The sequence below is a fragment of the Pseudomonas sp. ASL4 genome, from assembly GCF_056680395.1.
Map to the genome: position 1 here is coordinate 6129684 of NZ_CM155280.1, position 25096 is coordinate 6154779.

The 25096-nt window shown below is 58.7% G+C and carries 22 protein-coding genes; 16 read left to right on the plus strand and 6 right to left on the minus strand.

Going from position 1 to position 25096, the window contains the following annotated elements:
• Nucleotides 1–182: 182 nt before the first annotated feature.
• Nucleotides 183–536, minus strand: coding sequence for a hydroxyisourate hydrolase (gene uraH / locus AC1MEW_RS28000; RefSeq protein WP_010456673.1), 354 nt, complete (start codon nucleotides 534–536; stop codon nucleotides 183–185).
• A gap of 407 nt (nucleotides 537–943) precedes the next feature.
• Between uraH and puuE the strand changes: the two genes are divergently transcribed.
• The 7 genes from puuE (at nucleotide 944) to AC1MEW_RS28035 (ending at nucleotide 8308) form a co-directional block, all read left to right on the plus strand.
• Nucleotides 944–1870 (plus strand): allantoinase PuuE, encoded by a 927-nt coding sequence (gene puuE, locus AC1MEW_RS28005; protein WP_163909161.1) that lies wholly within the window; start codon nucleotides 944–946, stop codon nucleotides 1868–1870.
• Nucleotides 1867–2382, plus strand: coding sequence for a 2-oxo-4-hydroxy-4-carboxy-5-ureidoimidazoline decarboxylase (uraD, locus tag AC1MEW_RS28010; RefSeq protein WP_322267831.1), 516 nt, complete (start codon nucleotides 1867–1869; stop codon nucleotides 2380–2382). The genes puuE and uraD overlap by 4 nt, the downstream gene beginning before the upstream one ends.
• A gap of 88 nt (nucleotides 2383–2470) precedes the next feature.
• On the plus strand, nucleotides 2471–3466 hold the full coding sequence (gene alc / locus AC1MEW_RS28015; protein ID WP_323570332.1) for an allantoicase: 996 nt from the start codon (nucleotides 2471–2473) through the stop codon (nucleotides 3464–3466).
• Nucleotides 3467–3617: 151 nt separating this feature from the next.
• On the plus strand, nucleotides 3618–4121 hold the full coding sequence (locus AC1MEW_RS28020; RefSeq protein ID WP_010456681.1) for an ureidoglycolate lyase: 504 nt from the start codon (nucleotides 3618–3620) through the stop codon (nucleotides 4119–4121).
• A gap of 50 nt (nucleotides 4122–4171) precedes the next feature.
• Complete coding sequence (locus tag AC1MEW_RS28025; protein ID WP_201201970.1) at nucleotides 4172–5473, plus strand: urate hydroxylase PuuD; 1302 nt, start codon at nucleotides 4172–4174, stop codon at nucleotides 5471–5473.
• A gap of 185 nt (nucleotides 5474–5658) precedes the next feature.
• Nucleotides 5659–7017: a nucleobase:cation symporter-2 family protein gene (locus AC1MEW_RS28030; protein ID WP_201201969.1), complete on the plus strand. Its 1359-nt coding sequence runs from the start codon at nucleotides 5659–5661 to the stop codon at nucleotides 7015–7017.
• Between the two features lie 499 nt (nucleotides 7018–7516).
• A complete protein-coding gene (locus AC1MEW_RS28035; protein ID WP_201201967.1) occupies nucleotides 7517–8308 on the plus strand; it encodes an outer membrane protein OmpK in 792 nt (263 codons plus the stop codon).
• A gap of 81 nt (nucleotides 8309–8389) precedes the next feature.
• On the opposite strand, the gene AC1MEW_RS28040 is transcribed toward AC1MEW_RS28035, so the two are convergent.
• From AC1MEW_RS28040 to AC1MEW_RS28050, 3 genes are read right to left on the minus strand one after another with little or no spacing between them, the layout of a single operon-like run.
• Nucleotides 8390–11212 carry an RHS repeat domain-containing protein gene (locus AC1MEW_RS28040; protein ID WP_323570333.1) on the minus strand — a complete coding sequence of 941 codons (2823 nt, stop codon included), beginning with the start codon at nucleotides 11210–11212 and terminating at the stop codon, nucleotides 8390–8392.
• Between the two features lie 51 nt (nucleotides 11213–11263).
• A complete protein-coding gene (locus AC1MEW_RS28045) occupies nucleotides 11264–12454 on the minus strand; it encodes a patatin-like phospholipase family protein (protein ID WP_201255946.1) in 1191 nt (396 codons plus the stop codon).
• Between the two features lie 35 nt (nucleotides 12455–12489).
• Nucleotides 12490–13422 (minus strand): lipid A biosynthesis lauroyl acyltransferase, encoded by a 933-nt coding sequence (locus tag AC1MEW_RS28050; RefSeq protein ID WP_201201960.1) that lies wholly within the window; start codon nucleotides 13420–13422, stop codon nucleotides 12490–12492.
• A 118-nt stretch (nucleotides 13423–13540) separates the two neighbouring features.
• On the opposite strand from AC1MEW_RS28050, the gene minC reads away from it, so the two are divergent.
• The 7 genes from minC (at nucleotide 13541) to AC1MEW_RS28085 (ending at nucleotide 20484) form a co-directional block, all read left to right on the plus strand.
• On the plus strand, nucleotides 13541–14278 hold the full coding sequence (gene minC / locus AC1MEW_RS28055; protein WP_322267826.1) for a septum site-determining protein MinC: 738 nt from the start codon (nucleotides 13541–13543) through the stop codon (nucleotides 14276–14278).
• 201 nt (nucleotides 14279–14479) lie between these two features.
• On the plus strand, nucleotides 14480–15292 hold the full coding sequence (gene minD, locus AC1MEW_RS28060; RefSeq protein ID WP_150631077.1) for a septum site-determining protein MinD: 813 nt from the start codon (nucleotides 14480–14482) through the stop codon (nucleotides 15290–15292).
• Nucleotides 15292–15546 (plus strand): cell division topological specificity factor MinE, encoded by a 255-nt coding sequence (gene minE, locus AC1MEW_RS28065; RefSeq protein WP_007898843.1) that lies wholly within the window; start codon nucleotides 15292–15294, stop codon nucleotides 15544–15546. Before minD ends, minE begins: the two co-directional genes overlap by 1 nt.
• Before the next feature lie 181 nt (nucleotides 15547–15727).
• Nucleotides 15728–16363, plus strand: coding sequence for an RluA family pseudouridine synthase (locus AC1MEW_RS28070; protein WP_201194812.1), 636 nt, complete (start codon nucleotides 15728–15730; stop codon nucleotides 16361–16363).
• A gap of 261 nt (nucleotides 16364–16624) precedes the next feature.
• Nucleotides 16625–17914 (plus strand): M18 family aminopeptidase, encoded by a 1290-nt coding sequence (locus AC1MEW_RS28075; protein ID WP_201201958.1) that lies wholly within the window; start codon nucleotides 16625–16627, stop codon nucleotides 17912–17914.
• 158 nt (nucleotides 17915–18072) lie between these two features.
• Complete coding sequence (locus AC1MEW_RS28080; RefSeq protein WP_201201957.1) at nucleotides 18073–18249, plus strand: hypothetical protein; 177 nt, start codon at nucleotides 18073–18075, stop codon at nucleotides 18247–18249.
• A gap of 78 nt (nucleotides 18250–18327) precedes the next feature.
• Nucleotides 18328–20484 (plus strand): mechanosensitive ion channel domain-containing protein, encoded by a 2157-nt coding sequence (locus AC1MEW_RS28085; protein ID WP_201255947.1) that lies wholly within the window; start codon nucleotides 18328–18330, stop codon nucleotides 20482–20484.
• Between the two features lie 306 nt (nucleotides 20485–20790).
• Here AC1MEW_RS28085 and AC1MEW_RS28090 read toward each other — a convergent pair whose 3' ends face one another.
• Both AC1MEW_RS28090 and AC1MEW_RS28095 read right to left on the minus strand, forming a co-directional pair.
• Complete coding sequence (locus tag AC1MEW_RS28090) at nucleotides 20791–21816, minus strand: IS110 family RNA-guided transposase (protein WP_201256610.1); 1026 nt, start codon at nucleotides 21814–21816, stop codon at nucleotides 20791–20793.
• Nucleotides 21817–21968: 152 nt separating this feature from the next.
• Nucleotides 21969–22682 carry a UTRA domain-containing protein gene (locus AC1MEW_RS28095; RefSeq protein ID WP_201201950.1) on the minus strand — a complete coding sequence of 238 codons (714 nt, stop codon included), beginning with the start codon at nucleotides 22680–22682 and terminating at the stop codon, nucleotides 21969–21971.
• Nucleotides 22683–23042: 360 nt separating this feature from the next.
• Here AC1MEW_RS28095 and AC1MEW_RS28100 point away from each other — a divergent pair, with 360 nt between their 5' ends.
• Both AC1MEW_RS28100 and AC1MEW_RS28105 read left to right on the plus strand, forming a co-directional pair.
• On the plus strand, nucleotides 23043–24110 hold the full coding sequence (locus AC1MEW_RS28100; protein WP_201255948.1) for an ABC transporter substrate-binding protein: 1068 nt from the start codon (nucleotides 23043–23045) through the stop codon (nucleotides 24108–24110).
• Between the two features lie 176 nt (nucleotides 24111–24286).
• Nucleotides 24287–25093 carry an alkaline phosphatase family protein gene (locus AC1MEW_RS28105; RefSeq protein ID WP_480424393.1) on the plus strand — a complete coding sequence of 269 codons (807 nt, stop codon included), beginning with the start codon at nucleotides 24287–24289 and terminating at the stop codon, nucleotides 25091–25093.
• Nucleotides 25094–25096: the final 3 nt, after the last annotated feature.

Consider the following 25096-nt stretch of genomic DNA (forward strand, 5'->3'; position numbering starts at 1 on the left):
GCAAAAGCATCGCGAGCAAGCTCGCTCCCACAGGGGATTTGTGAACGACACAGATCAGTGTGGGAGCGAGCTTGCTCGCGAAGGCGTCCTTAGCAACACCACTTTCCTGAAGGCAAAAAAAAGCCCGCAGTGTGAGCGGGCGAAAGACCAAAGAAGCTTTTTGCGCAGATTCTTGGGGGAGTCTAGCTTCCTCTGTAGGTCGAATAGCTGTAGGGCGAAATCAGCAGTGGCACGTGGTAGTGATCCTGTTCAGCAGAGATGCCGAACCGCAGCACGACTACGTCCAGGAACGCGGGTTCCGGCAGCTGAACGCCACGGGCGCGGTAGTAATCGCCCGCATGAAACTGAACCTGATAGACCCCGGAACGGTAGTCATCGCCTTGCAGCAGCGGTGCATCGACACGGCCGTCGCTGTTGGTAATCGCGCTGGCGACCAATTCCAGCTGCGAGCCTTCAACGCGGTACAACTCGACCTTGATCGAGCTGCCCGGGCAACCGTGTGCAGCGTCCAAAACGTGTGTAGTCAAACGTCCCATTGATTCTGCGCGCCTGGCTGCGTAGAGCAGTCAGACCTCGCGCCTCCCGAAGTCAGTTGAAAAGGAGACCGCACCGTTTCGGAGCACGAAAAGCTGCGGCGAGCGACTGATTAAGACACTTTTCAAAAAAATTGTACACAATAAAAACGACATTTTTACGCCCTCCCCCGCCATCCGCGAATTTGCAGCGGATTTACCCGCGAACCATGCAGTCAGCGAACCTCCTATTCATTAGCTGACCAGTCAGGCAGGTTTCTTGCAGTAGCATCCATTCATGACAGTTAATGAAAAATGCAAAAAATCAGGCTTACAAAGTGAATATAAAGTTGTATACAATCAGCCCATCGCTGTGACGCCACGCCAGGCTGCCACACAAATTGCTACCACGAATAAGAAGGAAGACTGCAGTGAGCGCTGACTACCCACGCGACCTGGTCGGTTACGGCAGTAACCCTCCGCACCCACACTGGCCGGGCAATGCCCGCATCGCCTTGTCCTTCGTACTCAATTACGAGGAAGGTGGCGAGCGCAATATCCTGCACGGCGACAAAGAGTCCGAAGCCTTCCTCTCGGAAATGGTCTCGGCGCAGCCGCTGCAAGGCGCGCGCAACATGAGCATGGAATCCCTTTACGAGTATGGCAGCCGCGCGGGTGTCTGGCGGGTGCTGAAGCTGTTCAAGGAATTCGACATTCCGCTGACCATCTTCGCCGTAGCGATGGCCGCCCAGCGTCACCCGGACGTGATCCGCGCGATGGTCGATGCCGGCCACGAAATCTGCAGCCACGGCTATCGCTGGATCGACTATCAGTACATGGACGAAGCGCAGGAACGCGAGCACATGCTCGAAGCGATCCGCATCCTCACCGAACTCACAGGCGAACGCCCACTGGGCTGGTACACCGGCCGCACCGGCCCGAACACCCGTCGGCTGGTGATGGAAGAAGGCGGTTTCCTCTACGACTGCGACACCTACGACGACGACCTGCCCTACTGGGAACCGAACAACCCGACCGGCAAGCCGCACTTGGTGATCCCGTACACGCTGGACACCAACGACATGCGTTTCACCCAGGTCCAGGGTTTCAACAAGGGCGACGATTTCTTCGAGTACCTCAAAGATGCATTCGATGTGCTTTACGCTGAAGGCGCCGAAGCACCGAAGATGCTGTCGATCGGCCTGCACTGCCGACTGATCGGCCGTCCGGCGCGTCTGGCCTCGCTCAAGCGTTTTATCGAATACGCTAAAAGTCATGAACAGGTATGGTTCAGCCGTCGCGTCGACATCGCTCGCCATTGGCATGAAACCCACCCGTACCAAGGGGCTGCCAAATGAGCACCTTCCAGACACTGAAACCGTCGACCCTGAGCCGCGATGCGTTTGTCGCCGCCTTCGCCGACATCTACGAACATTCGCCATGGGTGGCCGAAAAGGCTTTCGACCTGGGCCAGGACGCTGCGATCGACGAGATCGAAACCCTGCACCAGCGCATGAGCGACATTTTGTTGAGCGCTGATCACCAAAGCCAGCTTGAGCTGGTCGTCGCTCACCCCGACCTGGCCGGCAAAGCTGCCGTCCAGGGCGAACTGACCGAAGCCAGCACTAATGAACAGGCTGGCGCCGGTATTCACCAATGCTCGAGCGATGAGTTTCAACGCTTCACCGAGCTGAATGACGCCTACAAGGCCAAGTTCAAGTTTCCCTTCATCATGGCGGTAAAAGGCAGCAACCGGCATCAGATCCTCGCGGCGTTCGAAACGCGCATTCACAACTCGGCAGACACCGAATTCAAATGCGCGCTGGCGGAGATCAACAAGATAGCGTTGTTCCGATTACTGACTCTCTAGCAAGCTTGGCCCGAGTGTTTAAAAACGCGAAATACACCCAGGACCCTGCAAGCATCCCAAGCCAACTTATTAAAGGCAGACAAGAAGAATGAAAGCTTACGCCGTACCTTTCGAGAAGTTCGTCAACCTGGCCGATGCCCGTCTGGGCACCAAAATCATCTCGGTCACCGATGACTGGTTCGCTGATGCCAACCGCCTGTTCCAGCCGACCCCGGCGGTGTGGAAAGAAGGCGTGTTCGATGACAATGGCAAGTGGATGGACGGCTGGGAATCGCGCCGCAAGCGCTTCGAAGGCTATGACAGTGCCGTGATCCGCCTGGGCGTACCAGGTTCGATCAAAGGCGTGGACATCGATACTTCATTCTTCACCGGCAACTTCCCGCCGTCGGCCTCCCTGGAAGCCTGCTTCCTGGCAGAAGGCGAACCGACTGAAAACACCCAGTGGGTTGAAGTGCTGTCGGCTGTCGAGCTGCAAGGCAACAGCCATCACTTCCACGAAATCAACAACGACCGGGCATTCAGCCACCTGCGCTTCAACATCTACCCGGATGGTGGCGTAGCGCGTCTGCGTGTGTACGGCGTTCCGCACCGCGACTGGTCGGCCGTTGGCGACAACGAGCAGATCGACCTGGCCGCAGCCCTCAACGGTGGCCGCGCCCTCGCCTGCTCCGATGAACACTTCGGCCGCATGAGCAACATCCTCAACCCGGGCCGTGGCATCAACATGGGCGACGGCTGGGAAACCGCACGTCGTCGCACGCCAGGCAATGACTGGGTGATCGTCGCGCTGGGTCATGCGGGCGAAGTCGAGAAAGTCATCGTCGACACCCTGCACTTCAAGGGCAACTACCCGGACACGTGCTCGATCCAGGGCGCTTTCGTGAAGGGCGGCACTGACAGCCAGATCGAAACCCAATCGTTGTTCTGGCGCGAACTGCTGCCAGCGCAGAAACTGGAAATGCACGCTGAACACACCTTCGCCGAGCAGATCAAGGCGCTGGGCCCGATCACCCACATCCGCCTGAACGTGTTCCCGGATGGTGGTGTGAGCCGCCTGCGCGTACTGGGCAAGGTCGCTAAATAAGCGCTGAACCTGTGGCGAGGGAGCTTGCTCCCGCTGGGCTGCGAAGCGGCCCCGCTTTTCTCCAGGAAGTAAGGGGACTGCTACGCAGTCCAACGGGAGCAAGCTCCCTCGCCACAATAAACAACACAGAATTCAAGGTAAGAAGACCAGCATGCGCACATTGACGATTGAACCGCTGACCAAAGAAGCCTTCGCCCCTTTCGGTGACGTGATTGAAACCGACGGTAGCGATCACTTCATGATCAACAACGGTTCGACCATGCGCTTCCATAAACTGGCGACGGTGCAAACCGCCACGCCAGAGGATAACGCGATCATCAGCATCTTCCGCGCCGACGCGCAGGACATGCCGCTGACCGTCAGCATGCTGGAGCGTCACCCGCTGGGCAGCCAGGCTTTCATCCCGCTGCTCGGCAACCCCTTTCTGATCGTGGTCGCGCCACTTGGCGATGAACCTGTATCAGGCTTGGTCCGCGCCTTCGTCACCAACGGCAGGCAGGGCATTAATTACCATCGCGGCGTTTGGCACCATCCGGTGCTGACGATCGAAAAGCGGGATGACTTCCTGGTGGTTGATCGCAGTGGCACAGGCAATAACTGCGATGAGCATTTTTTCAAAGAGGATGAGCGTTTGATCCTTGCCCCCCACCAATAAGAGAAGGTCTGATCACTCGACAACAGAGTGACAGGCGAGAGGTAAAGACTGTGGAAGCACATCTGTTGGAATGGCTGAACCTTAGCGTGCGCTGGGTTCACATGATTACTGGCGTGGCCTGGATCGGTGCGTCGTTCTATTTCGTCTGGCTGGAAAACAACCTCAATCGGGTCAACCCGAAAAGCGGTCTGGCGGGCGATCTGTGGGCGATCCACGGCGGCGGTATCTATCACCTGGAAAAATACAAATTGGCTCCACCGACCATGCCGGACAACCTGCACTGGTTCAAATGGGAAGCCTACTTCACCTGGATGTCGGGGATCGCGCTGCTGTGCGTGGTGTTCTACTCCAACCCGACGCTGTACTTGCTGGCTCCGGGCAGCAGCCTGAGCGGTCCTGAAGGCGTGGCCATCGGTATCGGCTCGCTGTTCATCGGCTGGTTCATCTACTCCTTCCTCTGCGACTCGGCCCTGGGCAAACGCCCTGCCCTGCTCGGCGGAATTTTGTTCGTGCTGATCATCGGCGCGGCCTACGGCTTCAGCAAAGTGTTCAGCGGTCGTGGTGCGTACCTGCACGTTGGCGCGATCATCGGCACCATCATGGTCGGTAACGTGTTCCGCATCATCATGCCGGCGCAACGTGCGTTGGTCGCGGCGATTGCCGAGAACCGCACACCCGATCCGGCGCTGCCGGCCAAAGGTTTGCTGCGTTCGCGTCACAACAACTACTTCACCTTGCCCGTGCTGTTCATCATGATCAGCAACCACTTTCCGAGCACCTACGGCAGCCAATACAACTGGCTGATCCTGGCCGGGATCGCGGTGCTGGCGGTGTTGGTGCGTCACTACTTCAACACCCGTCACAACAGCCACAAGTTTGCCTGGACCCTGCCGGTTGCAGCCGTCGGCATGATCAGCCTGGCTTACGTGACTGGCCCGTCGCCGATGCCTACTGCGCCTGAAGTCGCGAAGGCCCCTGCCGCCATTGAGTACCAACCGTTGCCGGAAACTGCCCTCGGTGGTGGTGCCAAACCTGAAGCGGCCAAGCCTGCAGCGCCTGCCGCCGCACCGGCGCAAGCGTCGAGCCAGGGCCCGGCGTTCGACAAAGTGCACAGCGTGATTCAGGAACGCTGCGCCGTGTGCCATTCGGCCAAACCGACCAGCCCGCTGTTCAGTGCAGCACCGGCCGGCGTGATGTTCGATACCCCGCAACAAATCCAGCAATTGGCCCCGCGGATTCAGGCGCAAGCCGTCGCCAGCCAGATCATGCCACTGGGCAACATCACACAGATGACCCAGCAGGAACGTGACCTGATTGGTGCCTGGATCAATCAGGGAGCTCAAGTCAACTAAGCAACACAAAAGCCTGTGACAAGCGGGCTTTTGTGGCGAGGGAGCTTGCTCCCGCTGGACTGCGCAGCAGTCCCCTTTCTTATTGGAGAAAAGCGGGGCCGCTTCGCGCCCCAGCGGGAGCAAGCTCCCTCGCCACAGATTCGCCTGAAAAAAATCACAAGAATAAAAAAGATCCGAGGTGTTGCATGTCCGAGCTATCCGAAGCGCGCATCCCCGACGCACCCGCGATTCAGCGTTTGCCTCTTTTGCAACTGATCCTGGTCGGTCTGCAACACGTACTGCTGATGTACGGCGGCGCCATCGCGGTACCGCTGATCATCGGACAGGCCGCTGGCCTGAGTCGTGAAGAAATCGCCTTTTTGATCAACGCCGACCTGCTGGTCGCCGGCATTGCCACCGTCGTGCAATCGCTTGGGATCGGCCCGATGGGCATCCGCATGCCGGTGATGATGGGCGCCAGTTTCGCCGCCGTCGGCAGCATGGTCGCCATGGCCGGCATGCCCGGTATCGGCCTGCAAGGGATCTTCGGCGCGACTATCGCCGCCGGATTCTTCGGCATGATCATCGCGCCGTTCATGTCCAAAGTCGTACGCTTCTTCCCGCCGCTGGTGACCGGCACCGTCATCACCTCGATCGGTTTGTCGCTGTTCCCCGTGGCCGTGAACTGGGCCGGCGGCGGTGCTGGCGCGACTCAATTCGGTTCACCGATTTACCTGGCCATCGCCGCGCTGGTGCTGGCGACCATTCTATTGATCCACCGCTTTATGCGCGGTTTCTGGGTCAACATTTCCGTGCTGATCGGCATGTGCCTGGGCTACGCGCTCTGTGGCGTGATCGGCATGGTCGATCTCAGCGGCATGGCTCAAGCGCCATGGGTGCAGATCGTCACGCCGCTGCACTTCGGCATGCCGAAATTTGAACTCGCACCGATCCTGTCGATGTGCCTGGTGGTGGTGATTATCTTCGTCGAGTCCACCGGGATGTTCCTGGCCTTGGGCAAGATCACCGGTCAGGAAGTCTGCCCACGGATGCTGCGTCGCGGCTTGCTGTGTGATGCCGGCGCCTCGTTTTTCGCCGGTTTCTTCAACACGTTCACCCACTCCTCCTTCGCCCAGAACATCGGCCTGGTGCAGATGACCGGCGTGCGTTGCCGCTCGGTGACCATCGTCGCCGGCGGTTTGCTGGTGGTGTTGAGCCTGCTGCCGAAAGCGGCGTTCCTGGTGGCGTCGATTCCGCCGGCGGTACTGGGCGGCGCGGCCATTGCGATGTTCGGCATGGTTGCGGCCACGGGCATCAAGATCCTGCAAGAAGCCGACATCGGTGACCGCCGCAACCAGCTGCTGGTGGCAGTGAGCATCGGCATGGGCCTGATCCCGGTGGTCCGTCCGGAGTTCTTCGCGCACCTGCCACTGTGGATGAGCCCGATCACCCACAGCGGCATCGCCATGGCCACGCTGAGCGCCCTGTCGTTGAACCTGCTGTTCAACATTCTGGGCGGTAGAGAACGCGCGGCCATCAACGACTGCCACGCCCACACGCACTGATCAAAACCTGTGAAATGGCTGCCCTGTGGCAACCAGCAACTGCCTGCGCCTCAACAATAAAAACAAGAGGAAGCATCAGATGGTTTTTACCGACTCAAGCCTGTCGTTCAACGACGCCAGGCCCACCGCCAACAACCGTGCCCCAAACCTGTCGTCGGTGCGCTGTTGCGGGGCACTTGAGACCTGGCCAAGGAGTCAGTATTCTCCGCGGCCGCCCGAATCTGGTCTAAAAAAAAGCCCGGATTTAATTCCTGACCAGAAAGCCAACTTATCCCGGCTCTGGACGGTATCAAGGCATCCAAAAATCTCTCGTAATCGACTGTTTTCGAACAGCCGAGCGGGAGTTTTTTTGCTTTTTGAAAGCCTTGGCTCAGCTCTTGCTAAGAGCACTAAAGCTGACCGATTGGATGAGTTTTTACAGCTGCAACAAAAGGCGCCACACCAGAGCGCCGACCTAAGAAAAAAAACGTGGAACCACCTACTTTTTGGGAGCAACCGAATGAAACGCACGTGCACCAGCCTGATGCTCGCGGGATCCTTGTTGGCCGGGGGCCAGGCAATGGCTGACAATGGCGACCTGCTGCTTTGGCAGAACAACAGCCTGACCTACCTCTACGGCAAGGGCTTCAAGGTCAACCCGTCCATTCAGCAAACCGTCACCTTTGAGCACGCCGACGCCTGGAAATACGGGGATAACTTCCTGTTCGTCGACAAGATCTTCTACAACGGCAAGGACGACGCCAACTCGGGTCCGAACTCCACTTATGGCGAGTTCAGCCCGCGTATTTCGCTGGGCAAGGTCCTGGACAAAAAGATCGAGTTCGGCCCGATCAAAGACGTGCTGCTGGCCATGACTTACGAGTTTGGTGAAGGCGACGTCGAGTCCTACCTGATCGGCCCGGGTTTCGACCTGGCGATCCCCGGCTTCGACTACTTCCAGCTGAACTTCTACCAGCGCCATCCTGATGGTGATCGTCCGGGCAACAATGTCTGGCAGATCACACCGGTCTGGTCCTACACCATCCCGGTTGGCGATTCGAGCGTCCTGATCGATGGCTACATGGACTGGGTGGTCGACAACGATAAAAACGCCCGTGGCGATTACCACGCTAACCTGCACTTCAACCCGCAGGTCAAATACGACTTGGGCAAAGCGCTGAATTTCGGCGCGAAGCAGTTGTACGTCGGTGTCGAGTACGACTACTGGAAGAACAAGTACGGGATTGATGACACCAATTCGTTCACCACCAATCAGAACGTGACGAGCTTGCTGGTGAAGTTCCACTTCTGATCAAAACCGTTATAGCGGCCTGCTTGCTGATTCCAGCCCGAGGAATAGGCAAGCAGGTCGACACGGTTGAAAAGCCATCTATTACGCAGCCTTGGGTGAACGATAGGACGCGGAGGCGCGCGCTCTCAATGCATGGGGATACGAAGGTGGCGCCGGTGGTTGTAGTGCACGGGAAACCGTCGTAACGAAAGAAGTGATTACCCCTGCGTCATCCATCATAAATCGCGTGCGCACATCAGAATCCAGCTTCAAGTTAAGTTCCATTTCTCTCAGGTCCGTGGTGCCAAAATATTTTTTCAAGTCTGCACTGGATAGTGTCTTTGCGGCGCGAGAAACCAACTCAGCATCGAAACGACCACTTAGCAAATCGTCGCCATAAGCCAACGTACCAGCGCCTATCATTGGATAGCCCCTGTCAAAAGGTACGACTTCATGTGCACCGTCTTTTATGGCCATCGCGTGAACAAAGGCAATATCCAGCGTGTCAGGGCTAAAAAGTTCCTTCTCAGAAATGACCAATCGATCGAACTCATCATTTGGAACAATGCGCACGCCGGCATACAGCTTTTTTTCCTGCCCACGCGCATTGCCCATGACGGTCTGGATGTCCGAACGTTTGACCAACGCAATATGCGAGGGGTGCTCGACATAAAATTCCATCATCTCCTTCAACAAACCAAGCCTCTCAAGCAATGCCCCCGAATCGAATCCAGGTCCGAACGAGTTTTTGGCGTAGTGCCTGACAACATTCATATCGGGATCCGACGTATCGGAAGGTTTGAGCATTTCAGTTACCGTGGTCAAACTCGCCAGCGCCGTTCTGAACCCGGAAGTGACTAGATCGTTGACCTCGTCGGCGTCCGGGCCCCGCAACATATGCAAGTAATTGATAACTCCGTATCTCAAATCCAGCATTGCTTCTGAAAAAGAAATATCTCCCCACATCAGTCCTTGCCGGTCCGCGTAACTAACCGGGTTATTACCGCAAAACACGAACAAATTCAGACCATTCACATCACCCGCCGGATCAGCACTCAGCCACCGCTGCAACCATGGTGCGTAGTAGCGCCACCCAAAGTAATAAAGCCCTGAGGCATCTCTTTCCTTGCCTGAATAACGGATGGTTTTGTACCCGCCCGCTGAGTCACCGTGCCCCACCCACCAAGCGGTGCCGCCATAGGGGTAATAACCCTCTCGACTGAGCAATTGGCCCTCTTTATCCAACTCCACGGTGCTTGACCCAAGATGATCATTGAGGCTGTAGCGAAGTTGATTGTTTTGCAGGCCTTTAGGCAGTCTCGTGACCCAATGCAACGCACACACCTGGCTGCGTCCCGCTAATACGCAGATGACATGCCACTCTTCACCAGTGGCCGCATTGCAATGAAGCTCCACGCCCGGCAAGTAACGAACATCGGCCAACAGCGTGCGGCGGGCCGTGTGGGTAAGGCGCGTTTTGCGCGCGCGCTGCCCAGCGCTGGCATAAAAATAACATTCACTATCGTCAGGCCCGTTTTCTCGACTGACCATCGCGACCCGACTCAATTGATTGCGAACATCCCAGTCCATCGGCTGGCCGCGCAATAACGTCTGCTGATTACCGTTAGCATCGAAACCGTCAACCAAGTCCTCGTTATCGGCGACGCTACGGTTGCTGTTGTCCGAAGTGAACATTTCGAAAGTTTCAGCGCCGCCATGTTGACGGCGTATTAAATTGCCGGCGGCGTCGTAGTCAAACCTCTGGGTGTAGTTGCGCAGTTGGTTGGGATCCAGTGGCAATGTTTTCCAGGTGGGCAAGGCCGGGCCGTGACTGGGCTGGCTGACCTCCCGGCCGGTGGCTTCGATCAGTTGGTAGAGGCTGTCATAGCGGAAACGATTGATCGGTTCGATCCGTTGCCCGTTGAAGTGCCGCGTCAATTGAGCATGGTCTTGAACACTGCGAACGTTACCAACGGGATCGTAGGCATAGTCCAGTACCTGAAGAGCCTGGCCCCGGGCATCGCGAGACATCAGTTGCAGCAGGCGCCCATCCTCAGCGGCATAGCTCGCTGTGGTTCGTACATCATTACCCATGCGCTCGCCAACCACATTGCCAGACGCATCGTAGTGAATCTCGTCGACCAATAACTCAGGGGATCCATCAGCGCCTGCCAACTTCAATTGCGTGCTTTTTAACTCCCCGGCGCGCGTGTAAGCGAACAGACGCTGATTCTCCATGGCATCGATCTGGCCGAGCATCTCACCTGTGGGACCGCACCGTAGATTGGTCTCGAAGCCCGTCTCTTCAAGCAACTCTTTGCGAGCCATTATTTCGAGAGGCCAGTCAGGTGATTCCAGACTGAGCAGAAAATGCGTTTGCTCTGACAAAGCCTCGCCATTCAAGCCATATTGAATGACCTGACGAGAGCCTGCCGGATGATCGTGACGGACCAACCGGCCACACTGGTTACGCAGCGCGCGGTCTTCGTCGACCGCGCCATAGTCCAGGCGCTCAGTTACTTGCGGCGACTCATTGGCCAATTGCTCCGTCACGGTGATCGGCCGCTGCAGCGCATCGTATTCGGTACGACGCTGGCTACCGCGGCTGTCCCGGAATTCGAGTACCGAGCCAGCCTGATTCGACAGGCTCAGTTGCCAACCGGCATCAACGCTGTCCTTCATTAGAGGTTGCCCATTCAAGCCATAGAGGGTGGCGAGGTTCGGTGTCGGCGCCACCCCCCAAAGGCGCGGATCCCACGAAGCGACCAATAATCGGCGGGCATCGAAGCCGTTGCGGCTGATGCGGGCTTCGATGGAGGGATTCAGCGGATGGCGGCAGTAGGCGATGTTTCGAATTGCCAGGCCACGGGGATCCATCGCAGAAAGGGTCGGTGTGTGCGTGTCAATCCACGGCTCCGCTCTCATGTCATGCCCCTCTGTCGAGGGATTCACTCTGGCGCAAATGACTATTAGCGTCTACCTGTCAGAACTGACAGTAGCCGCAACCACCGGCTCCGCCAACCCAAGAAACCGACACAACTCATCCCGCTTGGCCAACGCATCCCGCCGCCCGAGGTCAATCAATTCGCTGCAATACCCCGCCTCGAACAGCAGATAGCTCAACACCCCTGCCCCACTGGTCTTGGTCGCCCCCGGCCCGCGCAAAAACAGGCGCAACGCGGCCGGCAATTCCTGGCGATGACGCGCGGCAATTTCATCGATTGGCTGACTCGGCGAAATCACCAGCACTTCCACCGGCGCCACGCCCAAGGTTCGAATCGGCGTGCCATCGGGCATCAGGTGACTGAACTGGTTCAAACGCTCCAACAACTCGATGTCGCTTTCCAGGCTGTCAATGAACGTGCTGTTGAGCAGGTGCCCGCCGATCTGCGCCAACGTTGGCTGCTGACCGGTGTAGGCGCGCTCCAGCGGCTGTTCAGGGTCGATCCCGCGCGGGTTGCCGCTGACACCCACCACCAGCACTCTGCTGGCGCCCAGGTGCAAGGCCGGGCTGATCGGCGCCGACTGACGCACTGCGCCATCACCGAAGAACTCCTCGCCGATTTTCACCGGGGCGAACAGCAGCGGAATCGCCGAGCTGGCCAGCAAGTGATCGACGGTCAATTGAGTTGGCACGCCAATCCGCCGATGGCGCAGCCAGGCATTGATGGTGCCGCCGCCCTGATAGAAGGTCACCGCCTGACCGGACTCGTAACCGAACGCGGTCACCGCCACGGCCTGCAATTGCTTTTGCTCGATGGCTTGCGCAATGCCGTCCATCGACAGTTTGTCGTTGAGCAAACCCCGCAGCGGTGAACTGTTGAGCAGCGCCACCGGCACCTGGCTGCCGATGCCGAGCAAGCTGTGGCTGACAAACCGGCTGGCCTGGTGGATCACGCCCGGCCAGTCGCTGCGCAACACCAGATGACTGCGAAAACCCTGCCAGAAGGCCGTCAGACGCTCGATAGCGCTGCGGAAGTCCATCGCGCCGCTGGCCAGACTGACCGCGTTGATCGCCCCGGCAGACGTGCCGACGATCACCGGAAACGGATTGTCCGCGCCGGGCGGCAGCAACTCGGCAATCGCTGCCAGCACCCCTACCTGATAGGCCGCTCGAGCCCCGCCGCCGGAAAGAATCAATCCTGTAACCGGTTCAGCTGGGCGCATCGCAACACTCCATGGTGCCTAAAGGGATCGGTGATTCAACCGCGTTTTGCGTACAGTTTCGGCTCGCCTGGTGGGCGGCTCTTGAAGCGGCGATGAGCCCAGAGGTATTGCTGCGGACAATCGCGCAAGGCGCCTTCGACCCACTGATTGATACGAATACAATCCGCCTCGTCAGTTTCGCCGGGGAAGTTATCGAGCGGCGCATGAATCACTAACCGATAACCGCTGCCGTCTGCCAGGCGCTCCTGGGTAAACGGCACCACCAACGCCTTGCCCAGCCGTGCAAACTTGCTGGTAGCAGTAACGGTCGCGGCCTGAATGCCGAACAACGGCACGAAGATACTTTGCTTGGCGCCGTAGTCCTGATCCGGTGCGTACCAGATCGCCCGGCCGGCCCGCAGCAGTTTGAGCATGCCGCGCACGTCGTCGCGCTCCACCGCCAGCGAATCGAGGTTGTGCCGCTCGCGGCCCCGGCGCTGGATGAAGTCGAACAATGGGTTTTTGTGTTCGCGGTACATGCCGTCGATCGTATGTTGCTGACCGAGCAGCGCCGCACCGATTTCCAGGGTGGTGAAATGCAGGGCCATCAGAATCACACCCTTGCCGTCGCGCTGGGCTTTTTTCAAATGCTCCAGGCCTTCGACATGGGCCAGTTTGGCCAGGCGCTGACGCGACCACCACCAACTCATGGCCATTTCGAAGAAGGCGATGCCGGTCGAGGCGAAGTTTTCCTTGAGCAGGCGCTTGCGCTCGACAGCGGTTTTTTCAGGGAAACACAGTTCAAGATTGCGCTTGGCGATGCGCCGTCGGTCGCCGGCCACTCGGTACATCAATGCACCCAAGGCGCGACCGACTGACAGCAACGCCGGATACGGCAACTGAACAATCAGCCACAACAGCCCCAGCCCGCACCACAATGGCCAGAAACGAGGAGAAAGAAATGCTGTACGAAAACGCGGGCGATCCATTAAAGGTTCCGGAAAGACAATGGCCGCGCATTCTACATCGTTCGACCCGGCTTGCGGCCTGCGGGCGTTCTCGTTATAAGTCTCGGCACTTTTAGTGACAAGCCGTTGTATGCCGACCATGAGCCAAACCGAACCGCTAGACCAAGATCCCGTGTTCCAGTTGAAGGGCAGCATGCTCGCCATTACGGTGCTGGAACTGGCCCGCAACGACCTCGAGATGCTCGATCGGCAACTGGCCGCCAAGGTCGCCCAGGCGCCGAATTTCTTCAGCAACGCGCCGCTGGTGCTGGCCCTGGACAAACTCCCGGCCAGTGAAGGCGCCGTCGATTTGCCGGGGCTGATGCGCGTCTGCCGTCAGCACGGCCTGCGCACCCTCGCGATCCGTGCCAGCCGTATCGAAGACATCGCCGCCGCCATTGCCGTCGACCTGCCAGTGCTGCCGCCGTCCGGCGCCCGTGAGCGTGCGCTGGACCCACACGAAGGCGTCGTCGTAAAAAAACCGGAAAAACCACCGGAGCCGACCATCAAACCGACGAAGGTAATCACTTCGCCAGTACGTGGTGGCCAACAGATATATGCCCAGGGTGGCGATTTGGTCGTCGTTTCGTCGGTCAGCCCGGGGGCGGAACTTCTCGCCGATGGGAACATCCATGTATACGGCCCGATGCGCGGTCGAGCACTCGCCGGGGTCAAGGGCGACTCGAAAGCGCGAATTTTCTGTCAGCAAATGAGCGCTGAACTACTCTCCATCGCGGGCCATTACAAGGTCTCCGAGGACCTGCGTCGCGATCCGTTGTGGGGCTCGGGCGTACAAGTCAGCCTGTCGGGCGACGTGTTGAACATCATTCGGCTTTAACGGATACTGCCGCATTTTCCAAGCATCTCTAAAACGTAGCGAAAACGGCTCAAACGAAGTAGGAAAAAGGCCAAAAGCAGTGTTTACCGCAGGTACGCGCCGCTCAGGACCGGATTCCAGCCAAGGCTGTCCGACTGCAGTAGTTTTTCAAGAGATGTTTTTCAGGGGCTAAATGTCCTTTTTCCTTAGGGGTGAAACACCTTGGCCAAGATTCTCGTGGTTACATCCGGCAAGGGTGGTGTGGGTAAGACCACCACCAGCGCCGCTATCGGTACCGGCCTCGCTCTGCGCGGTCACAAAACAGTTATCGTCGACTTCGACGTCGGTTTGCGTAACCTCGACCTGATCATGGGTTGCGAGCGTCGCGTGGTGTATGACTTCGTCAACGTGGTCAACGGCGAAGCCAACCTGCAACAAGCCCTGATCAAAGACAAACGCCTGGAAAACCTCTACGTACTGGCCGCCAGTCAGACCCGCGATAAAGACGCGCTGACTGTCGAAGGCGTGGAAAAAGTCCTGATGGCGTTGAAAGAAGACTTCGAATTCGTGGTCTGCGACTCCCCGGCCGGCATCGAGAAAGGTGCTCACCTGGCCATGTACTTCGCTGATGAAGCGATTGTCGTGACCAACCCGGAAGTGTCCTCGGTACGTGACTCGGACCGCATGCTGGGCCTGCTGGCCAGCAAATCGCGCCGCGCCGAGAACGGCGAAGAGCCGATCAAGGAACACCTGCTGCTGACCCGCTACAACCCGCAACGCGTCAGCGACGGCGAAATGCTTGGCGTCGAAGACGTTAAAGAGATTCTGGCCGTGACCCTGCTAGGCGTCATTCCGGAGTCCCAAGCGGTACTGAAAGCTTCCAACTCGGGCGTGCCCGTGATTCTCGACGACCAGAGCGACGCCGGTCAGGCGTACAGCGATGCGGTCGATCGTCTGCTGGGCAAAACCGTGGAGCATCGTTTCCTCGATGTTACGAAGAAGGGCTTCTTCGAGCGCCTGTTTGGAGGTAGATAATGAATCTTTTTGACTTCTTTCGTGCCAGCAAAAAGGTCAGCACCGCGTCGGTAGCGAAAGAGCGTCTACAGATCATCGTGGCGCATGAACGCGGCCAGCGCAGTACGCCGGACTACCTGCCAGCCTTGCAGAAGGAACTGGTGGAAGTGATCCGCAAGTACGTCAATATCGGGTCCGATGACGTGCACGTCGCCCTGGAAAACCAGGGTAGCTGCTCGATTCTGGAACTCAATATCACCCTGCCGGATCGCTAGTCGGTCAGACAGGAGCCACGGCGGCTCAGATCCCTTCGGGCCTTTGTAGGAGCTGCCGAAGGCTGCGATCTTTTGATCTTGTTTTAAAAAGCAAAATCAAAAGATCGCAGCCTTCGGCAGCTCCTACATTGGACATCGAGGGTTCTGAGCCGCCGTTGGCGTTTGTTACGAGGCTGTTTTAATGCCGTTGTCCAACGTTCACATCATCCATCAAGACGATGCCGTTCTGGTGGTGAACAAACCGACCCTGTTGCTCTCTGTCCCTGGCCGGGCCGATGACAACAAGGACTGTCTGATTACCCGTCTGCAAGAAAACGGCTACCCGGAAGCGCGAATCGTCCATCGGCTGGACTGGGAAACCTCGGGCATCATCCTGCTGGCCCGTGACCCGGACACCCATCGCGAATTGTCTCGGCAATTTCACGACCGTGAAACCGAAAAGGCCTACACCGCCCTGTGCTGGGGTCAGCCGGAACTGGACAGCGGCAGCATCGACTTGCCCCTGCGCTACGACCCGCCGACCAAGCCTCGGCATGTGGTGGATCACGAGTTCGGCAAGAATGCCCTGACCTTCTGGCGTGTGTTGGAGCGTTGCGGCGATTGGTGCCGCGTCGAACTGACGCCGATCACCGGCCGCTCCCATCAGTTGCGCGTGCACATGCTGTCCATCGGTCATCCGCTGCTGGGTGACGGGCTCTACGCTCACGAACAAGCCCTGGCTGCCTGGCCACGCTTGTGCCTGCACGCCAGCATGCTCAGCTTCACCCACCCGCAAAGCGGTGAGCGTTTGCGCTTTGAGTGCCCTGCACCGTTCTGACGGGTAATGAATGGTTTATTGTGGTGAAGGGGCTTTTGTGGCGAGGGAGCTTGCTCCCGCTGGAGCGCGAAGCGCTCCCCAAAACCAGCAATGTCATTCTGTCTGGCACACCGCGCGTGCAGGTTTTACGACTGCTACGCAGCCGAGCGGGAGCAAGCTCCCTCGCCACACTAAACTTCCCACAGCACAAGTGCGGTGCCCGCCCCGCACTTTGCGCTTTCAATACGTTAAACTCCCGCCCATTGCTGTCTGGAGTTTCTTATGCGCGAAGAGTTGAACCAAGGCCTGATCGACTTCCTCAAGGCCTCCCCTACCCCGTTTCATGCCACTGCCAGCCTCGTTCAGCGTCTGGAAGCGGCGGGTTTTTCGCGTCTTGATGAGCGTGAGCCCTGGACCATCGAAAACAACGGTCGTTACTACGTCACCCGTAATGACTCCTCGATCGTCGCCTTCAAGATGGGCCGCCATTCTCCGCTGCACGGCGGCATCCGCCTGGTCGGCGCTCACACCGACAGCCCGTGCCTGCGGGTCAAGCCGCAACCCGAGCTGCAACGCCAGGGTTTCTGGCAACTGGGCGTCGAAGTCTATGGCGGCGCGCTGTTGGCACCGTGGTTTGACCGTGACTTGTCCCTGGCCGGCCGCGTGACCTTCCGCCGTGACGGCAAGGTCGAGAGCCAGTTGATCGACTTCAAGGCACCGATTGCCACCATCCCGAACCTGGCCATTCACCTCAACCGTGAAGCCAACATGGGTTGGGCAATCAACGCCCAGACCGAGCTGCCGCCAATCCTCGCGCAATTTGCCGGTGACGAGCGCGTGGACTTCCGCGCCGTGCTCACCGACCAACTCGCCCGCGAACACGGCCTCAACGCCGATGTGGTGCTCGACTACGAGCTGAGCTTCTACGACACCCAAAGTGCGGCGGTCATTGGCCTGCATGGCGACTTCATCGCCGGCGCACGCCTGGACAACCTGCTGTCGTGCTACGCCGGCCTGCAAGCGTTGCTGACCACCGAAACCGACGAAACCTGCGTGTTTGTGGCCAACGACCACGAAGAAGTCGGTTCCTGCTCGGCCTGCGGCGCTGACGGCCCGATGCTGGAGCAGACTTTGCGTCGCGTGCTGCCCGAAGGTGATGAATTCGTACGCACCATTCAGAAATCCCTGCTGGTCTCGGCTGACAACGCCCACGGCGTTCACCCCAACTACGCCGAGAAACACGACGCCAACCACGGCCCGAAACTCAACGCCGGCCCGGTGATCAAGGTCAACAGCAACCAGCGTTACGCCACCAACAGCGAAACCGCCGGGTTCTTCCGCCATCTGTGCATGGCCGAAGAAGTGCCAGTGCAGAGCTTCGTGGTGCGCAGCGACATGGGCTGTGGCTCGACCATCGGCCCGATCACCGCCAGTCATTTGGGCGTGCGCACCGTGGACATCGGCCTGCCGACCTTCGCCATGCACTCGATCCGTGAACTGTGCGGCAGCCACGACCTGGCTCACCTGGTCAAAGTGCTGAGCGCGTTCTACGCCTGCCACGAGCTTCCATAGCCCCTGTAGGAGCTGGTAGGAGCTGTCGAGGGAAACGAGGCTGCGATCCTTTGATCTTGCCTTTAAAAAGCAAAATCAAAAGATCGCAGCCTTCGGCAGCTCCTACGATTCGAAATCGACCTAAACTTTAAATATCCCCCACGACAAGGCAGTCACCCATGATTTCGATGTCTTCGTTCCACGCCATGCTCATCCCCATTCTCGCCGGGATGATCATGCTGGCAATCGGCTTTAACTTTCGTGACAAGAACGCCGGCGTCTTCGCCATGTGGGTCGGCATGCTGGTGATCCTCGCCACCGTGGTCTACAAGATCCTCGCCAAGCTCAACGAATAAATCCGTGCGCCTGGCTCGCATTGATTTTGACGGGCTCGTACACTCGGCCGATCCGCTCTTCCTAAGGTTGACCGCCTAGTGTTCGCTCGTCTTTTCGCCCTGCCGTGTTTCCTCCTAATCTGCCTGATGACGCTGCTGCCGATGGCGCCTGCCCAAGCGGTCAGTTTGCCGGGGCTGCTCAGCAACTCGGCGAAAACCCAGCCCGAAGCCCAGGAACCGCTGGGGCAATCCCTGGACGAAGTAATCAAGTCCCTGGAAAACGATCAGCAGCGGACCAAACTGCTGGCAGACCTGAAGAAACTGCGCGACGTCACCAAACAGGCCCAGCCGGCCACCGAGGTCGGTGTTCTCGGACTGATCGGCGGTACCCTGAGCAGTTTCGAAAAGCAATTTTCCGGTGCCGACAGCCCACTCACCCGCTGGTCTGAAGAGTTCGGTCTGGCCAAGGATGAACTGTCGGCCCTGATGATGCCGGCCAATGAGTGGCTGCCGATCATCTTTGCCTTCGCCATGATCCTGATGGTCTGGAGCCTGCTGGCCGCCGCCCTGATCTGGCTTGGCCATCGGGTGCGCATGCGCTTCGGCCTGACCGAAGAACTGCCGCAACACCCCAAGGCCCTCGACATGTTGCGCTTTGCCTTGCGCAAACTCGGGCCGTGGCTGATTGCCTTGGTGATGACGGTTTATATGACTTACGCACTGCCTTCGTCATTGGGCAAAAGCCTGGCGATGGTGCTGGCGTACGCGTTGGTGGTCGGCACCTGTTTTTCGGCGATCTGCGTGATTGCCTTCTCCGTGCTCGACGGCCCGCACCGCCATCGCGCCTTGTACATCCTGCGTCATCAGGCTTTCCGGCCGTTGTGGCTGATCGGCAGTTTCGCCGCGTTTGGCGAAGCCCTGAACGACCCGCGCCTGGTCGCCAGTCTTGGTGTGCACCTGGCACACACTGCCGCCACCATCGCCAACGTACTGGCGGCGCTGTCCACCGGGCTGTTCATCCTGCGCTTCCGCCGGCCCATCGCTCACCTGATCCGCAACCAGCCACTGTCCCGCCGCCTGACCCGCCGCGCCCTGAGCGACACCATCGATATCCTCGGCACCTTCTGGTACGTGCCGGCGCTGGTGCTGGTGTGCATTTCGCTGTTCGCCACGTTCATTTCGGCGGGCGACACCAGCACCGCGTTGCGCCAGTCGCTGATCTGCACCGTGCTGCTGGTGTTGTGCATGGTCATCAACGGGCTGGTACGCCGGCACTCGCTCAAACCGCAACGGACCATCAAGCGTCACGCACTGTATTCCGAGCGACTGAAAAGCTTCTGCTACACCCTCGCCCATCTGTTTGTGTGGCTGGTGTTTATCGAACTCGGCCTGCGGGTCTGGGGCATGTCACTGATTGCCTTCACCGAAGGCGAAGGCCATGACGTCAGCGTCAAACTGTTCAGCCTCGCCTTTACGCTGATTTTCGCCTGGCTGATCTGGATCCTCAGCGACACCGCGGTGCATCACGCCCTCACCCGCTCGCGCAAAGGCCTGGCCAATGCCCGGGCGCAGACCATGATGCCGCTGATCCGCAACGTGCTGTTCGTGGCGATCTTTATCATTGCGTTGATCGTCGCGCTGGCGAACATGGGCATGAACGTCACGCCACTGCTGGCCGGTGCCGGTGTGATCGGCCTGGCGATTGGTTTTGGTGCGCAATCGCTGGTCGCGGACTTGATCACCGGGCTGTTCATCATCATTGAAGACTCGCTGGCCATCGACGACTACGTGGATGTCGGCGGCCACCTCGGCACCGTCGAAGGCCTGACCATCCGTACCGTGCGTCTGCGGGACATCGACGGCATCGTGCACACGATCCCGTTCAGCGAAATCAAAAGCATCAAGAACTACTCCCGGGAATTCGGCTACGCGATCTTCCGGGTGGCGGTGCCCTACAACATGGAAATCGACGACGCGATCAAACTGATGCGCGAAGTCGGGCAGAAGATGCGCACCGATCCGCTGCAACGACGCAACATCTGGTCGCCGCTGGAGATTCAGGGTGTGGAAAGCTTCGAGTCCGGCAGTGCGATTCTTCGCGCCCGGTTCAAGACGGCGCCGATCAAGCAGTGGGAAGTTTCACGGGCGTTTAACTTGTCGCTCAAGCGGCATCTGGATGAGGCCGGGCTGGACCTGGCGACGCCGCGGATGAGTGTGCAGGTGGTCACGGCCGGTGGCGGCCCACAAAAGGAATAACAGTCACAAATTCGGGTTGGCGGTCAGGCCGTCTTCGCGAGCAAGCCCGCTCCCACATCTATGGTTCCCCCCTTTTCTGCAATACTGTTTTTGATGATGTGTTTGGCTTGCTTTCATCTATCCGGCGTCTGAGTGGAGGTTGGTCCATTCGCGCCTTGATGAGAATCGATGCCCGGCGATCCTAATTACTTGGACGGCCTTTCAGCCGTGTGGGAGCTCAGGGTTTTCGTCAGGCCGGTTGGCCGTTCACGTCATCTGTTATCCAGCATCGCAAACCAGGTGGGTGGTGCTCGGGTGACAGCGGGGTCAGGCGTTCATCGCGCCTGGCCCCGCATCGAATTCGGTGTGGTGTGCTGCAATCGCCCAGGCGATTCTCGCCAGTTTGTTGGCCAGTGCGCAGACCACATGATTGGAGTGATGGTTGTCCCATAGCCGTCGGACCCAGTCCGCCAGCGCTCCTTTCTGTCGATCCAACTGCATCAGATAGACGCGGGCACACTGGATCAGCAGACGTCTCTGGTTTCGGTCACCCCGCTTGCTGATGCCTAAAAGTACGGTTTTTCCGCCCGTGGAGTGTTGTTTGGGCACTAGCCCGATCGAGGCCGAATAGCCTCGGCCGCACTTGAACTGTTTGCCATCGCCCAACTCGGCAGCCAGGACGCTGGAGGTGATCGGGCCGACACACGGCATCGTCATCAAGCGAACAGCCAGATCATCTTCAGCGGCTTGGCACTCCACTTCCTTATCCAAAGCCTTGACCTGCTCGTGCAAGTAATTGAAGTGCTCACGCAGCCTGGTCAGTAGTTTTTTGATGGAATCGGGAAGTGGATGCGCTTCAAGCAGCGCTGGAAGATCTTTGATGGACTTGAAGCCTGGGGCCAAGCTGATTCCGACTTCCAGGAGGGCTGCGTGAATCCGATTGACGGTAGCAGTACGTTCTTTGATGAACGAATCACGTGTCGAGTTGAGCATGGCCAGCGCCTGCTGAGCCTGATTCTTAGGCGGCACAAAGCGCATTGTTGGACGAGTTGCAGCCTCGCAGATCGCTTCGGCATCAGCGAAGTCGTTCTTGTTGCTTTTCACATACGGACGCACGAGATGCGGAGCAATGAGTTTGGGTATATGCCCCAGTCTTGAGACTTCCTGCGCCATGAAGTGGGCTCCGCCGCAAGCTTCCATCGCAACGGTGCAGGGTTCGAGATTGGCCAGATGCTGGATGAGCGCCGCCCGATTAAACTTTTTGCGGTAAAGCTCATGACCACGATCATCTTGTGCATGCAGATGAAAGGTGTGTTTTCCCAGATCGATGGCGACAATAGCTACTTTGTTCATGGCAACGGTCTCCGATGAGCCCCCTGTGAAAGCTTAGTGGGTGATCACAGGGGGCGGCGGGGGGAGCCATTTCATTAGTTGGAATGCAGTCCCCTGTGGGAGCGGGCTTGCTCGCGAAGGGGTCGCCACGGCCGCGCAGATAACAGGGTCAGTCAAACCACATCGACACCCACATGAATCGCATCATGGCGCCAAAACTCCAGATCACAGTCGATCAGCCGCTCATGCTGATCATAATTGACCCGGGCAATCCGCAACCCCGGACTCCCCACCGACACCCTTAGCGCTGCCGCCGCATCCACCGACAACGACGTCGGCACGATCTCGAACCGCACCCGCCCGTAGTGCAAATCGTAGTGCCGCGCGTACAGCTCGGTAATCGACTGATTCAAATCAAACTCGAGAATCCCCGGGAAAAACTGTGGATTCAAATAGTGCTCCACATACAACACCAGACGCCCGTCGATGCGCCGCGCACGGCAAATCTGAATCACGCTCGACAACGCCGGCAACTGCAACCAGGCACACACCGCCGCCGACGCCGGCTGCAAACGCGCTGAAATCACCTCGGTGGACGGCACTCGCCCCTGGGCACTGACCATCGCGTGAAAGTGGCTGCGCTGCATCAAGTTGTAGGCCAGGCGCGGCGGCGAAACGAACCAGCCGCGGCGCTCCTCGCGATAAATCTGGCCCTGCGCTTCCAACTGTAACAACGCCTCACGCACGGTAATCCGTGTGGTCCCGAACAACTCACTGAGCTTGCGCTCGGCCGGCAGCTTGCTGCCAGCCGCCAGCAAGCCGTGGTCGAGCTGCTCCTGGAGGACCTGGCCAATGGCTGTCACCGCTTTTGTTGCCTCATCACGCATCAACGTTACCTATCTGGACTAGACCAGCACTGTTTCGGGGCAGAACCGCGTGGCAAAACCCGCTTATCGAACGTTCTGCAAGCCTAGGCAGTGCAGATGACTGAGAGATGACAGCTGCCCAACGGTCATCTTTAAATTCTTTTCAAACCCTGCAATACATCGGCCAAGTCCCTTGCGTAGCGGGCCTTTGCCCATGGTCTACGCTTACCGGGCACCCGCCAATTCCGGGCAAATAAAAGTCCTGCTGGGCGACGACCGACATGAAAGTGTCATCCACTGCCCTTAAATTGGCTCAGGTATTGCTGACCTAGACCAACACAACCGCAATCGCAGCGTTGAAAACGCCCAAAGGAGCTTCGGATGAAACAGCTTTTCCTGGCATCACTGTTAGGCTCGACCATTGCCATGTGCACCGCCGCCATGGCTGCTGATACGGATTTGAAAACTTTGGAAGCCGCTGCGAAAGCGGAAGGCGCCGTCAACAGCGTCGGCATGCCCGATGACTGGGCCAACTGGAAAGGCACCTGGGAAGACCTGGCCAAGACCTATGGCCTGAAACACATCGACACCGACATGAGCTCGGCCCAGGAAGTGGCCAAGTTCGCCGCTGAAAAAGACAACGCCAGTGCCGACATCGGCGACGTGGGCGCCGCTTTCGGCCCGATCGCCGTCAAACAAGGCGTGACCCAACCGTACAAACCAACCACCTGGGCGCAAGTCCCGGACTGGGCGAAAGACAAGGACGGCAACTGGGCCCTGGCCTACACCGGCACCATCGCTTTCATTGTGAACAAAAAACTGCTGCACGGTTCCGAAGCCCCGAAAAGCTGGGCTGACCTGAAAACCGGCAAATACAAAGTCTCCATCGGCGACGTGAGCACCGCCGCTCAAGCCGCCAACGGCGTCCTGGCCGCAGCATTGGCCAACGGCGGCGACGAAAAGAACATCCAGCCTGCATTGCTGATGTTTGCCGAGATCGCCAAGCAAGGTCGCCTGTCGCTGGCTAACCCGACCATCGCCACCATGGAAAAAGGTGAAGTGGAAGTGGGCGTGGTCTGGGACTTCAACGGCCTGAGCTACAAGGCCAAGATGACCAACCCGGATGACTACGTGGTGCTGATCCCGTCCGATGGCTCGGTGATCTCCGGCTACACCACCATCATCAACAAATACGCCAAGCACCCGAACGCCGCCAAGCTGACCCGCGAGTACATCTTCAGCGACGCCGGCCAGACCAACCTGGCGCGCGGCAACGCCCGTCCGATCCGTGCCGAGCACCTGACCCTGCCGGAAGACGTGAAAGCCAAACTGCTGCCGAACGAGCAGTACAAAAAAGTAACGCCGATCAAAGACGCCGACGCATGGGAGAAGACCTCCAAGGCCCTTCCTCAGAAGTGGCAGGAAGAAGTCATTATCAATATGCAATAACGCGGTAGCCCAAACACTGGGGATCTAATGTGGGAGCGGGCTTGCTCGCGAAGACGGTTTCACATTCAACACATGTGTTGACTGACACACCGTCTTCGCGAGCAAGCCCGCTCCCACACTGGACCGAGTAAAACCTGAGCTTTTCGAATTACCTGTTTTGCGGAGTCATCGCCCCTATGAAGCACAACGTCATCCTTGTCGTGCTCGACGGCCTCAACTACGAGGTCGCGCGCCACGCCATGGGGCACCTGCAGGCTTACGTCGGCGCAGGACGCGCAGCGCTCTACAAACTGGAGTGCGAACTGCCGGCCCTGTCCCGACCGCTGTATGAATGCATCCTGACCGGCGTTGCGCCGATCGACAGCGGCATCGTCCACAACAACGTCTCGCGCCTGTCCAACCAGCGCAGCATCTATCACTACGCCCGCGACGCCGGCCTTGTCACCGCCGCGGCGGCCTATCACTGGGTCAGCGAGCTGTACAACCGTTCGCCGTTCGTGGCCGCTCGGGATCGTCACACCGACAACCCGGAACTGCCGATCCAGCACGGGCATTTCTACTGGAGCGATCACTACCCCGACTCGCACCTGTTCGCCGACGCGGAAAACCTGCGCCTGCGTCATGCACCGAACTTTCTGTTGATACACCCCATGAATATCGACGACGCCGGGCACAAGCACGGCCTCGACACCCCGCAATACCGCAACAGCGCCCGCTCGGCCGACATCATCCTGGCCGACTACCTGCAAACCTGGCTCGACGCCGGTTACCAGGTGCTGGTGACCGCCGACCACGGCATGAACAACGACCGCTCCCATAACGGCCTGTTGCCAGAGGAACGCGAAGTGCCGCTGTTCGTCCTCGGCGACGCCTTCAGTTTCAACGCCGGCGCCGCACCGAAACAGACGGAAATCTGCGGGACCGTCTGCGAACTGCTGGGCGTGGCCCACGACAAACCTGTGTGCCAGGAGCTGCTCAAGTGAACG

Bases quoted from the DNA above. Each gene is read 5' to 3' on its own strand.
- AC1MEW_RS28075 (WP_201201958.1), top strand. From the start codon at position 16,625: ATGCGCGAAGAGTTGAACCAAGGCCTGATCGACTTCCTCAAGGCCTCC.
- AC1MEW_RS28040 (WP_323570333.1), bottom strand. From the start codon at position 11,212: ATGAGAGCGGAGCCGTGGATTGACACGCACACACCGACCCTTTCTGCG.
- uraD (WP_322267831.1), top strand. From the start codon at position 1,867: ATGAGCACCTTCCAGACACTGAAACCGTCGACCCTGAGCCGCGATGCG.
- AC1MEW_RS28050 (WP_201201960.1), bottom strand. From the start codon at position 13,422: ATGGATCGCCCGCGTTTTCGTACAGCATTTCTTTCTCCTCGTTTCTGG.
- AC1MEW_RS28095 (WP_201201950.1), bottom strand. From the start codon at position 22,682: ATGCGTGATGAGGCAACAAAAGCGGTGACAGCCATTGGCCAGGTCCTC.
- AC1MEW_RS28100 (WP_201255948.1), top strand. From the start codon at position 23,043: ATGAAACAGCTTTTCCTGGCATCACTGTTAGGCTCGACCATTGCCATG.
- AC1MEW_RS28020 (WP_010456681.1), top strand. From the start codon at position 3,618: ATGCGCACATTGACGATTGAACCGCTGACCAAAGAAGCCTTCGCCCCT.
- AC1MEW_RS28045 (WP_201255946.1), bottom strand. From the start codon at position 12,454: ATGCGCCCAGCTGAACCGGTTACAGGATTGATTCTTTCCGGCGGCGGG.
- AC1MEW_RS28035 (WP_201201967.1), top strand. From the start codon at position 7,517: ATGAAACGCACGTGCACCAGCCTGATGCTCGCGGGATCCTTGTTGGCC.
- uraH (WP_010456673.1), bottom strand. From the start codon at position 536: ATGGGACGTTTGACTACACACGTTTTGGACGCTGCACACGGTTGCCCG.
- AC1MEW_RS28105 (WP_480424393.1), top strand. From the start codon at position 24,287: ATGAAGCACAACGTCATCCTTGTCGTGCTCGACGGCCTCAACTACGAG.
- AC1MEW_RS28090 (WP_201256610.1), bottom strand. From the start codon at position 21,816: ATGAACAAAGTAGCTATTGTCGCCATCGATCTGGGAAAACACACCTTT.
- AC1MEW_RS28080 (WP_201201957.1), top strand. From the start codon at position 18,073: ATGATTTCGATGTCTTCGTTCCACGCCATGCTCATCCCCATTCTCGCC.
- AC1MEW_RS28030 (WP_201201969.1), top strand. From the start codon at position 5,659: ATGTCCGAGCTATCCGAAGCGCGCATCCCCGACGCACCCGCGATTCAG.
- alc (WP_323570332.1), top strand. From the start codon at position 2,471: ATGAAAGCTTACGCCGTACCTTTCGAGAAGTTCGTCAACCTGGCCGAT.
- minE (WP_007898843.1), top strand. From the start codon at position 15,292: ATGAATCTTTTTGACTTCTTTCGTGCCAGCAAAAAGGTCAGCACCGCG.
- minC (WP_322267826.1), top strand. From the start codon at position 13,541: ATGAGCCAAACCGAACCGCTAGACCAAGATCCCGTGTTCCAGTTGAAG.
- AC1MEW_RS28070 (WP_201194812.1), top strand. From the start codon at position 15,728: ATGCCGTTGTCCAACGTTCACATCATCCATCAAGACGATGCCGTTCTG.